This window comes from Streptomyces viridosporus, assembly GCF_002078235.1.
Lineage (GTDB): Bacteria > Actinomycetota > Actinomycetes > Streptomycetales > Streptomycetaceae > Streptomyces > Streptomyces viridosporus.
The window spans coordinates 1-8,639 of record NZ_MSGP01000521.1 but is presented as its reverse complement, the minus strand read 5'-3'; the positions used below and the strand labels follow the sequence as shown (position 1 = coordinate 8,639).

Annotated in this window: 9 protein-coding genes; 5 read left to right on the top strand and 4 right to left on the bottom strand. The window is 73.3% G+C overall.

What is annotated here, in order from left to right; translation table 11 throughout:
- Window positions 1-225 precede the first annotated feature (225 nt).
- Both B7L92_RS31170 and mscL read left to right on the top strand, forming a co-directional pair.
- Window positions 226-771, top strand: a complete 546-nt coding sequence (locus B7L92_RS31170) for a CpaB family protein (RefSeq protein WP_081240680.1) — start codon at window positions 226-228, stop codon at window positions 769-771.
- Between the two features lie 135 nt (window positions 772-906).
- Entirely contained in the window at window positions 907-1,398 is a 492-nt protein-coding gene (gene mscL / locus B7L92_RS31165) for a large conductance mechanosensitive channel protein MscL (protein WP_081240679.1), read from the top strand.
- Between the two features lie 16 nt (window positions 1,399-1,414).
- Here mscL and B7L92_RS41205 read toward each other — a convergent pair whose 3' ends face one another.
- Both B7L92_RS41205 and B7L92_RS31160 read right to left on the bottom strand, forming a co-directional pair.
- Window positions 1,415-1,591: a hypothetical protein gene (locus B7L92_RS41205; protein WP_170102263.1), complete on the bottom strand. Its 177-nt coding sequence runs from the start codon at window positions 1,589-1,591 to the stop codon at window positions 1,415-1,417.
- Window positions 1,592-1,750: 159 nt separating this feature from the next.
- Window positions 1,751-2,323, bottom strand: a complete 573-nt coding sequence (locus B7L92_RS31160; protein WP_016825856.1) for a dihydrofolate reductase family protein — start codon at window positions 2,321-2,323, stop codon at window positions 1,751-1,753.
- Window positions 2,324-2,514: 191 nt separating this feature from the next.
- Here B7L92_RS31160 and B7L92_RS31155 point away from each other — a divergent pair, with 191 nt between their 5' ends.
- The 3 genes from B7L92_RS31155 to B7L92_RS31145 all read left to right on the top strand — a co-directional run bounded on the left by B7L92_RS31155 (window position 2,515) and on the right by B7L92_RS31145 (window position 5,868).
- Window positions 2,515-3,543 (top strand): P1 family peptidase, encoded by a 1,029-nt coding sequence (locus B7L92_RS31155; RefSeq protein ID WP_081240678.1) that lies wholly within the window; start codon window positions 2,515-2,517, stop codon window positions 3,541-3,543.
- Window positions 3,544-3,714: 171 nt separating this feature from the next.
- Window positions 3,715-4,938 carry a L,D-transpeptidase gene (locus B7L92_RS31150; protein WP_081240677.1) on the top strand — a complete coding sequence of 408 codons (1,224 nt, stop codon included), beginning with the start codon at window positions 3,715-3,717 and terminating at the stop codon, window positions 4,936-4,938.
- A gap of 183 nt (window positions 4,939-5,121) precedes the next feature.
- The gene (locus tag B7L92_RS31145; RefSeq protein ID WP_081240676.1) at window positions 5,122-5,868 is read left to right on the top strand and encodes a DUF6227 family protein; all 747 of its coding nucleotides are present in this window, start codon (window positions 5,122-5,124) and stop codon (window positions 5,866-5,868) included.
- A 91-nt stretch (window positions 5,869-5,959) separates the two neighbouring features.
- Here B7L92_RS31145 and B7L92_RS31140 read toward each other — a convergent pair whose 3' ends face one another.
- Both B7L92_RS31140 and B7L92_RS31135 read right to left on the bottom strand, forming a co-directional pair.
- Window positions 5,960-6,277, bottom strand: a complete 318-nt coding sequence (locus B7L92_RS31140) for a hypothetical protein (protein ID WP_081240675.1) — start codon at window positions 6,275-6,277, stop codon at window positions 5,960-5,962.
- 140 nt (window positions 6,278-6,417) lie between these two features.
- Window positions 6,418-8,586 carry a PTS fructose transporter subunit IIABC gene (locus tag B7L92_RS31135; protein ID WP_081240674.1) on the bottom strand — a complete coding sequence of 723 codons (2,169 nt, stop codon included), beginning with the start codon at window positions 8,584-8,586 and terminating at the stop codon, window positions 6,418-6,420.
- Window positions 8,587-8,639 lie beyond the last annotated feature (53 nt).

Sequence of the window (8,639 nt, the reverse complement as noted above, 5' to 3'; positions counted from 1 at the left end):
GCCGGGGCGGGGCACGGCGGGGCACGGCGGGCGGAGCCTCTCCTTCGGGTGAGGGGGATGTCCACAGACTGATGGCGCGTCCACAGGGCCGGGCGGAGCGCGGCGCGGGGCCCCATCGTGGGGTTCGCAAGCCGATCCCTCGCCGCAGGTGGTGGTCCCGTGTCCTTCCGTCCGTCGCCCTCCTCCTTCCCTCGCTCCCCTTCCCCGCTCTCCTCCTCCCCCGTGGTGCCGCGCCCGCCCGGCGTCGACGTCCCTCCCCGCTGCGAGGTGCCGCACTTCGCCCCCGTGCGGGTGCGCGGGGGCCTGCTGCACCCGGGCCGGCTCGCCCGGCACCGGAGGCGGGCCGTGGCGGTCGGCCTCGCGGTCACGGCGGCGGCGCTCGTGGCGGCGGGCCCACGGGACACCGACCGGTCCCGCGGGCATCCCGGCGGATCCGCGTCCGCCCGCGCGGCCTCGGCCGCCGCCGGGGACCGTCCGGTACGGACCCGGCGGGCCGGGGAGACGGTCACCGCACCGGTGCGGATCGCCGACGCGGCCACGGTGCGGCTGCTGCGGCCGGGCGACCGGGTGGACGTGATCGCCGCCGAGGAGGCGGTGTCCGGCGGAACGGCCCGCGTGGTCGCGCGCGGGGCGCGGGTGACCGACGTGCCGGAACCGCTGGAGGGCGCGGGCGACGGCGGGGCCCTGGTGGTGCTGTCGGTGCCGCGCTCCACCGCGGCCGGGCTGGCCGGCGCGAGCGCCACGGCACGGCTGGCGGTGACCCTGTGGTGAACCGTGCCTCTCCGAGCCGCTTCCGCGGGTCCGGCACCTTCTCCGGGCGACCCGGTGGGACAGGTCGGCCCGGCCCTGGCGTAGGTTGCGGAGCGTTTTGTTCCGCGCGCTGTGCGCACGAGAGGGGGCCCCGGGGTGAGCGAGAAGAAGGAATCCGGCGTCTGGCAGGGCTTCAAGGCCTTCCTGATGCGCGGGAACGTCGTCGACCTGGCCGTGGCGGTGGTGATCGGCGCGGCCTTCACCAACATCGTCAACTCGGTCGTGAAGGGCGTGATCAACCCGCTGGTCGGCGCGTTCGGCACCCAGAACCTGGACAGCTACAGTTCGTGCCTGAAGGGCCGCTGCGAGGGCACCGGCGACGCCGCGACGGGCGTGAGGATCCTGTGGGGGTCCGTCCTCGGATCGACGCTGCAGTTCCTGATCACCGCGGCGGTCGTCTACTTCCTGATGGTGCTGCCGATGGCCAAGTACCTGGCCCGGCTGGAGGCCCGCAGGAAGGCGAAGGAGGGGACGCAGGAGGTCATCGAGGTGTCCGAGCTGGAGGTGCTCAAGGAGATCCGCGACGCCCTCGTATCGCAGCGCGGCTCCGGCGTCTCGCAGCGCGGCTCCGGCCACGGCGAGCGTTAGGGCCCGCCCGGCGGGGTCAGATGTGGTGGGGCGGCTTCTCGTCGAGGAAGCGCTTCAGGTCGGCCGCGCCGTCACCGGAGGGGCGCTCGCCCCATCCGCGGTCGGTGTCGTCCGAGGTCTGCTGGTCCAGCGGGTCGTCGAAGACCAGCGCGGGCTTCGGCTCGCGCGGCCGGGGGTCGGAGGCGGTGCTCATGCGTCCAGGGTACGGCTCCGCGCCGGCCGGGCGGTCCGGCACGGATCGGCCGGCCGCCGCCCGGACGGCCCCGCGCGGCCCCGCGCGGCCCCGCGGGCGCGGACGCGCCGCGCCGGGGCGTGCCGCGCTGGCGCGGGGCGAGCGGCGCCGGGGCCGTCGTCAGCGGACGACGTCGAAGACGTTCTTCTGGATGCCGTTGGCGTACGCCTCGTGCTCGACGAGCCTCAGCTTCTGGGTGTCCTTGTCCGTGTCGCTGAACAGGCGCTTGCCCGCGCCGAGCAGGAGCGGGAAGACGAGCAGGTGGTAACGGTCGATCAGGCCGGCGTCCGAGAGGCTCCGGTTGAGGGTGGCGCTGCCGTGGACGATGATCGGGCCGCCCTCGGTCCCCTTCAGCGCGGCCACCTCGTCGAGCGAGCGCAGGATCGTGGTCTCGCCCCAGTCCGGGACCAGGGCGTCCTCGGTGAGGGTGGTCGACACGACGTACTTCGGCATCGCCTTGTAGTCGGCGAACTCCTCCATGCCCGGCCAGACCGGGCTGAACGCCTCGTAGCTGACGCGTCCCAGCAACAGCGCGCCGGCTTCCCGCTGTTCCCGGTCCTTGATGTCGTACGCCTCCGGGAGGAACTCCACGTCCTTGAACGTCCATCCGGAGTTGCGGTAGCCGGGCTCGCCGCCCGGCGCCTCCACCACGCCGTCGAGCGAGACGAAGGCGGTGCTGATCAGGGTGCGCATACGAGGTCTCCTCGGTGTTCCGTGGCCGGCGCCCGGCCGGTCGTCCGGTGCCCGCCGCGGCCGGTCCCGCGACCGTGGCACACCATCCACCACTGACCGACCGCAAAACGCGGGAAAACTCATCGGTCCCCACCCGTTCACCGGCGACCGGACGTGCGGGGCCGGCACCGCGGCCGGGCCACACTGACGCCATGACGAATGACGCTCTGACGGATGTGGCCGGCCTGCGGGTGGGGCACGCGACGCGTACCGGTGGCGGTTGGCTCACCGGCACCACGGTCGTGCTCGCGCCGGAGGGCGGGGCGGTGGCCGCGGTGGACGTGCGCGGCGGCGGTCCCGGCACGAAGGAGACCGACGCGCTGGATCCGCGCAACCTCGTGCGGAAGGTCGAGGCGATCGTGCTGACCGGGGGGAGCGCCTACGGGCTCGACGCGGCGTCCGGGGTGATGGCCTGGCTGGAGGAGCGGGGGCGCGGGGTGCGCGTCGGACCGGATCCCGCGCACGTGGTGCCGGTCGTACCGGCCGCCTGTGTCTTCGATCTGGGCCGGGGCGGCGACTTCCGGGCCCGGCCGGACGCGGCCACCGGCCGGGCCGCGGTCGAGGCGGCGGCGGCGAGCGGGCCGGGGGCGCGGGTGCCGCAGGGGTGCGTGGGCGCCGGTACGGGGGCCACGGTCGGGCCGGTGAAGGGCGGGATCGGCACCGCGAGCACGGTGCTGGGGTCCGGGATCACCGTGGCCGCGCTGGTGGTGGCCAACGCGGCGGGGTCGGCGGTGGATCCGGAAACGGGGCTGCTGTACGGGGAGTTGTTCCAGGGCCGGGTGCACCCCCCGAAGGCGCGGGTGCACGAGGCCGCGCTGCGACGGCTCGCGGAGCTGTCCGAGCGGAACGCGCCGCCCCCGCTCAACACCACGCTCGCGGTGGTCGCGACCGACGCGGACCTGTCCAAGGCGCAGGCGCAGAAACTGGCCGGCACCGCGCACGACGGCATCGCGCGGGCCGTGCGTCCGGTGCACCTGCTCAACGACGGCGACACGGTGTTCACCCTCGCCACGGGAGAACGCCCGCTCGACGCGGCGGACCCCCTCGCCCTGAACGACGTCCTCGCGGCGGGCGCGGACCTGGTGACCCGCGCGATCGTACGGGCGGTACGCGCCGCCGAGTCGGTGGACGGCCCGGGCGGAGCATGGCCGTCGTACGGGGAGTTGTACGGCGACGGGTGACGGGCCGGGACGCGATGGCGCGCCCGCCGTCCCGCCCCGCCGGGTGATTGTCCCGGTTCTGTCACGGTGGGCCGTTCGCGGGAGGCGGAGGGAACCCCGGCCGGTCCCGGCCCCCTCTTCCTTCCCGTAATCGAGCGGATCACCCGACATCACACGAACCTGGAGCAGCCCGTGACAAGGCCGGACATCGCACCGCGGCGCGCACTGGCGGCCTGTGCCGCCCTGGTGGTCGGCACCCTCGCCCTCACCGCGTGCGGCGGCAGCGCGGACACGGGAAGCGGCGACGACGGCAAGGGCGGCGAGGACTCCCCGAAGACGTCCGTCGCGAGGATAGCCATCTCGGCGAAGGACGGCTCGACCGGCGCGTCCATCAACACCACCGGGGTGAAGGTCAGCGACGGCCGGCTGACACAGGTGCGGATGACGGTGGCGGAGACCGGGGAGGCGGTGGCCGGCGCGGTCTCCGCCGACGGGCGCGCCTGGAAGCCGAAGGAGCAGCTGGAGCGCGGGACGAAGTACCGGATATCGGCGACCGCCGAGGACGGCGACGGCCGCACCGCGGCGGCCGACTCCGTCTTCACCACCGTCACCTCGGCGAACAGCTTCATCGGCACCTACACGCCGGACGACGGCGCCACGGTCGGGGTGGGGATGCCGGTGTCGTTCACCTTCGACAAGGCCATCACCGACAAGAAGGCCGTGCAGTCGCGCATCACCGTCACCTCCAGCAGCGGGCAGGAGGTGGTCGGGCACTGGTTCGACTCGCAGCGGCTGGACTTCCGGCCCCAGGAGTACTGGAAGGCCGGTTCCAAGGTCACGATGAAGATCGACCTGGACGGCGTCGAGGGCGCGAACGGCATCCACGGGGTGCAGAAGAAGACGGTCACCTTCACCGTCGGGCGCTCCCAGGTCTCCACGGTCGACGCCGCCACCCAGACCATGACGGTGGTGCGGGACGGGGAGACGGTCAGGTCCGTCCCGATCTCGGCGGGTGACGCCCAGCACACCACGTACAACGGGCAGATGGTGATCTCCGAGAAGTTCACCCGGACCCGGATGAACAGCCAGACGGTCGGCCTGGGCTCCGAGTACGACATCCCGGACGTGCCGCACGCGATGCGGCTGACCCGGTCCGGCACCTTCATCCACGGCAACTACTGGTACAGCAAGGCCAATCCGCCCTTCGGCCGGCAGGGCACCAGCCACGGCTGCGTGGGCCTGCAGGACGTACAGGGCGCCCAGGGCGACACACCCGGCAAGTGGTTCTACGACAACTCCCTCGTCGGGGACGTGGTGATCGTGAAGAACTCCCCCGACACCACGGTCGCGCCGGACAACGGCCTCAACGGCTGGAACATGGGGTGGAGCCGGTGGACGGCGGGCAGCGCCGTCTGACCGAAGGGCGTCGACACGCGGGCCGGGCAGGCTTTTTGAGGTCCGGAGCGGGCCGCGTGGGAATTTTTCGCGCGGCCCGCTCGTTTTCCCGCCGTACGTTTTCTCGGTTCCCGGACACGATGTCCGACCGAGGGGCTACGGTATGCACCCACAAGGTGACATGCAGCAACGCCGGGAGAAACCTTGAGCGTTCCGTACGAGACGGCAGCGTACGAACCACCCGACCCGTCCGAGTCGCCGGAGGAGCACCTCACGCGACTCCTGGGCCGTGCCCTGAACTCCTTCGAGCTGCCCGACGAGGCGATACGACGGCTGGACTGCGCGCTGGCGTACGACGGTTCGCTGCACTCCGCGCACCACAGCGCGGGCCTGCACCGGGAGACCTACCGGCACACCTGGCTGCTGGCCGACGGCTCCGCGCTCACGCTCTGGGAGCTCGTCCACAACACCGCGCCGGGCAGCGAGCCGCAGCACGAGCTGTACGTGGACGAGGAGGAGCTGCGCACCGCCACCTCCCGGCTGCCGCTGCCGCCGGACGCCTCGGACTTCGAACTGCCGGTGGTGGTGCAGCTCCCTCCGGTGCCCGCGCCCCGGCACGTGTACGTCCCCGACGGCTCGGCGGATCACGCGCGCCGCTTACTGCGGCGCGCGGAGAACACCGACCGGCCGGGCTCGGAGACGGCCCGACTGCTGGCCACGGCGTTCGCGTACCAGATCACACAGGCCTTCGGCCGTCCGTCCCGGGCGGGACGTCCGGCGCTGTGCTTCTCGCTCTACGAGCACGCGTTCCTGCTGCGTGACGGCAGGGAGGTCTCCCTGTGGGAGGTCGAGCACACGGCCACGCCCGACGGGCGGCACATGTGCGAGGTGTACGTCACCGAGGACGCGGCCCGGGAGGCGATGGAGCGGCGGGCGGCGCAGGTTCCCTGACACCCGCCGACGCCTCCTGACACCCCCGACGTCACACCCCTCGACGTCTCCTGACGCCCTCTCCGGTCCCAGCCCCACCCGCCGACGGCGCTCAGCCGCCTTCGCCGAAGCGCCGTACCAGCCCCGCGAACGCGTCGCGCTCCGCCGGGGTGAGCCGCACCGCCTCCGCACACGGACCCGTCTGCCGCTGTCGCGGTATCACCGGGATCACCGGGACCGCCGGAACCGGCATGCTCCCGTGACTCCCGTGGCGCCCGTGCCGTCGGACGGCCTCGGCGCGCTCGCGCTCCCGCGTCCTGCGCCCGCGTCCGCGCCGCAGCGCCTCCGCCAGGCCCGCCGTACAGGCCACGGCCACCAGGGTGAGGGCGGCGGCACCCGTCACCCTCAAGATCGCGTCGTGCTCAGACATGCGCCCCAGTACACACCACGGTCCGGGGCCGTGGCCCCGGACCGTGAGAAGAGTGATCTATCTCGCACTACGCATGAACCGCTCACATCACCCAAAAGGAACAAGACGCCGATGCTTCGCGGGCGTCCCGCCCGGGTGCGTCACGCGGCCACCGGCTGCTCCTCCCGCGCCGACGGGGCCGGCGTGCCGCCGGGGCCGGCCGTGTCCGCTCCCGTGACCGGCTTGCGCAGGCCCTTCAGGACGATCACCAGGGCCGCCGTGACACAGACGCCCGCGGCGATGGCGACCAGGTAGAGGAACGGGTTGCCGATCAGCGGGACCACGAAGATGCCGCCGTGCGGGGCGCGCAGCGTGGCGCCGAAGGACATGGACAGGGCTCCGGTGACCGCGCCGCCCACCATCGAGGCGGGGATCACGCGCAGCGGGTCGGCGGCGGCGAACGGGATCGCACCCTCGGAGATGAAGGAGGCGCCCAGCACCCAGGCGGCCTTGCCGTTCTCCCGCTCGGTCCGGTTGAAGAGCTTGCCGCGGACCGTGGTGGCCAGGGCCATCGCCAGCGGCGGGACCATGCCGGCCGCCATCACCGCGGCCATGATCTTCATGGCGGAGTCGCTGGGGCTCGCGACCGCGATACCGGCGGTGGCGAAGGTGTACGCGACCTTGTTGACGGGGCCGCCGAGGTCGAAGCACATCATCAGGCCGAGCAGGGCGCCGAGCAGGATGGCGTTGGTGCCGGTGAGACCGTTCAGCCAGTCGGTCATGGCCTTCTGCGCCGAGGCGATGGGCTTGCCGATGACCACGAACATCAGGAAGCCGACGACCGCCGAGGAGATCAGCGGGATCACCACCACCGGCATGATGCCGCGCAGCGCCGCCGGGATCCGCACCTTCTGGATCGCGAGCACCACACCACCGGCGATCAGACCGGCCGCGAGACCGCCGAGGAAGCCGGCGCTGATCGTGAGCGATATCGCGCCGCCGACGAAGCCGGGCACGAGGCCGGGCCGGTCGGCCATGCCGTAGGCGATGTAGCCGGCCAGGACCGGGACGAGGAAGCCGAAGGCGACGCCGCCGATCTGGAAGAGCAGGGCACCCCAACTCGCGGCCTGGGTCCACACGAAGTGGTCCATGACCGACGGCGCCTCGTTGATCTCGTACCCGCCGATCGCGAAGCCGAGGGCGATGAGGAGACCGCCCGCCGCGACGAACGGGACCATGTAGCTGACGCCGGACATGAGCCAGGTGCGCAGCTTGGTGCCGTAGCCCTCGCCGGACCCGCCGGCGCGCTCCACGGGCGTGGCGCCGGACCCGTCGGTCGCGCCGGACCCGGCGGCCGCGGTGACCTCGCCGCGCTCGGCCTTGCCGCGGACCTCGGTGATCAGGTCGGCGGGCCGGTTGATGGCCGCCTTGACGCCGGTGTCGACGGTCGGCTTGCCCGCGAAGCGGTCCTTCTCCCGCACGGGCACGTCGTGGGCGAAGATCACGCCGTCCGCCGCCGCGATCACGGCCGGGTCGAGCCGGGTGAACCCGGCCGAGCCCTGCGTCTCGACGGCGACCTCGACGCCCGCCTCCCGCCCGGCGTTCTCCAGTGACTCGGCCGCCATGTAGGTGTGGGCGATGCCGGTGGGGCAGGAGGTGACGGCGACGATCCGGAACGGGCGGTCCGCGCCGGTCCCGGCGTCGTCGGTGCCCGTGGCGGCACCGGCGGAGGCCGCCGCCGGTGCCGCCACGGAGTCTGCGGAGCCGGGACCGGAACCGGAGCCGGAAGCAGGCTCGGAACCGGACTCGGAACCGGATGCGGAGCCGCTGCCGGCCGCCGCCGGTGCCTTCGCCGCGTCCGCGGCGGTGCTCCCGTCGGCCGTGGGCTGCTCGTCCCCGCGGATGAGCGCCGCCGCGGCCGACGCGTCGTCCACCGACCTGAGCGCGTCGGTGAACTCGGCGTTCATCAGCTGCCGGGCCAGCGACGACAGGATCGTCAGATGGGCGTCGTCCGCACCGGCCGGTGCGGCGATGAGGAAGATCAGGTCGGCGGGGCCGTCGGCCGCGCCGAAGTCGATCCCGGCGGCGCTGCGCCCGAAGGCGAGCGTCGGCTCGGTGACGTGCTCGCTGCGGCAGTGCGGGATGCCGATGCCTCCGTCGAGGCCGGTCGGCATCTGCGCCTCGCGGGCCGCGACGTCGGCGAGGAAGCCCTCCAGGTCGGTCACCCGACCCAGGGCCACCATGCGTTCGGCGAGGGCGCGCGCCGCCGCTTCCTTGGTGTCGGCGGACAGGTCGAGATCGACCAGGTCCGCGGTGATCATGTCGCTCATCGCGGGCTCCTTCGCACGCGTACCGCCCGTGCGGTGGGGTGGGCGGAAAGGGG

Bases quoted from the DNA above. Each gene is read 5' to 3' on its own strand.
- B7L92_RS41205 (WP_170102263.1), bottom strand. From the start codon at position 1,591: ATGAGCACCGCCTCCGACCCCCGGCCGCGCGAGCCGAAGCCCGCGCTG.
- B7L92_RS31160 (WP_016825856.1), bottom strand. From the start codon at position 2,323: ATGCGCACCCTGATCAGCACCGCCTTCGTCTCGCTCGACGGCGTGGTG.
- B7L92_RS31135 (WP_081240674.1), bottom strand. From the start codon at position 8,586: ATGAGCGACATGATCACCGCGGACCTGGTCGATCTCGACCTGTCCGCC.
- B7L92_RS31140 (WP_081240675.1), bottom strand. From the start codon at position 6,277: ATGTCTGAGCACGACGCGATCTTGAGGGTGACGGGTGCCGCCGCCCTC.
- B7L92_RS31155 (WP_081240678.1), top strand. From the start codon at position 2,515: ATGACGAATGACGCTCTGACGGATGTGGCCGGCCTGCGGGTGGGGCAC.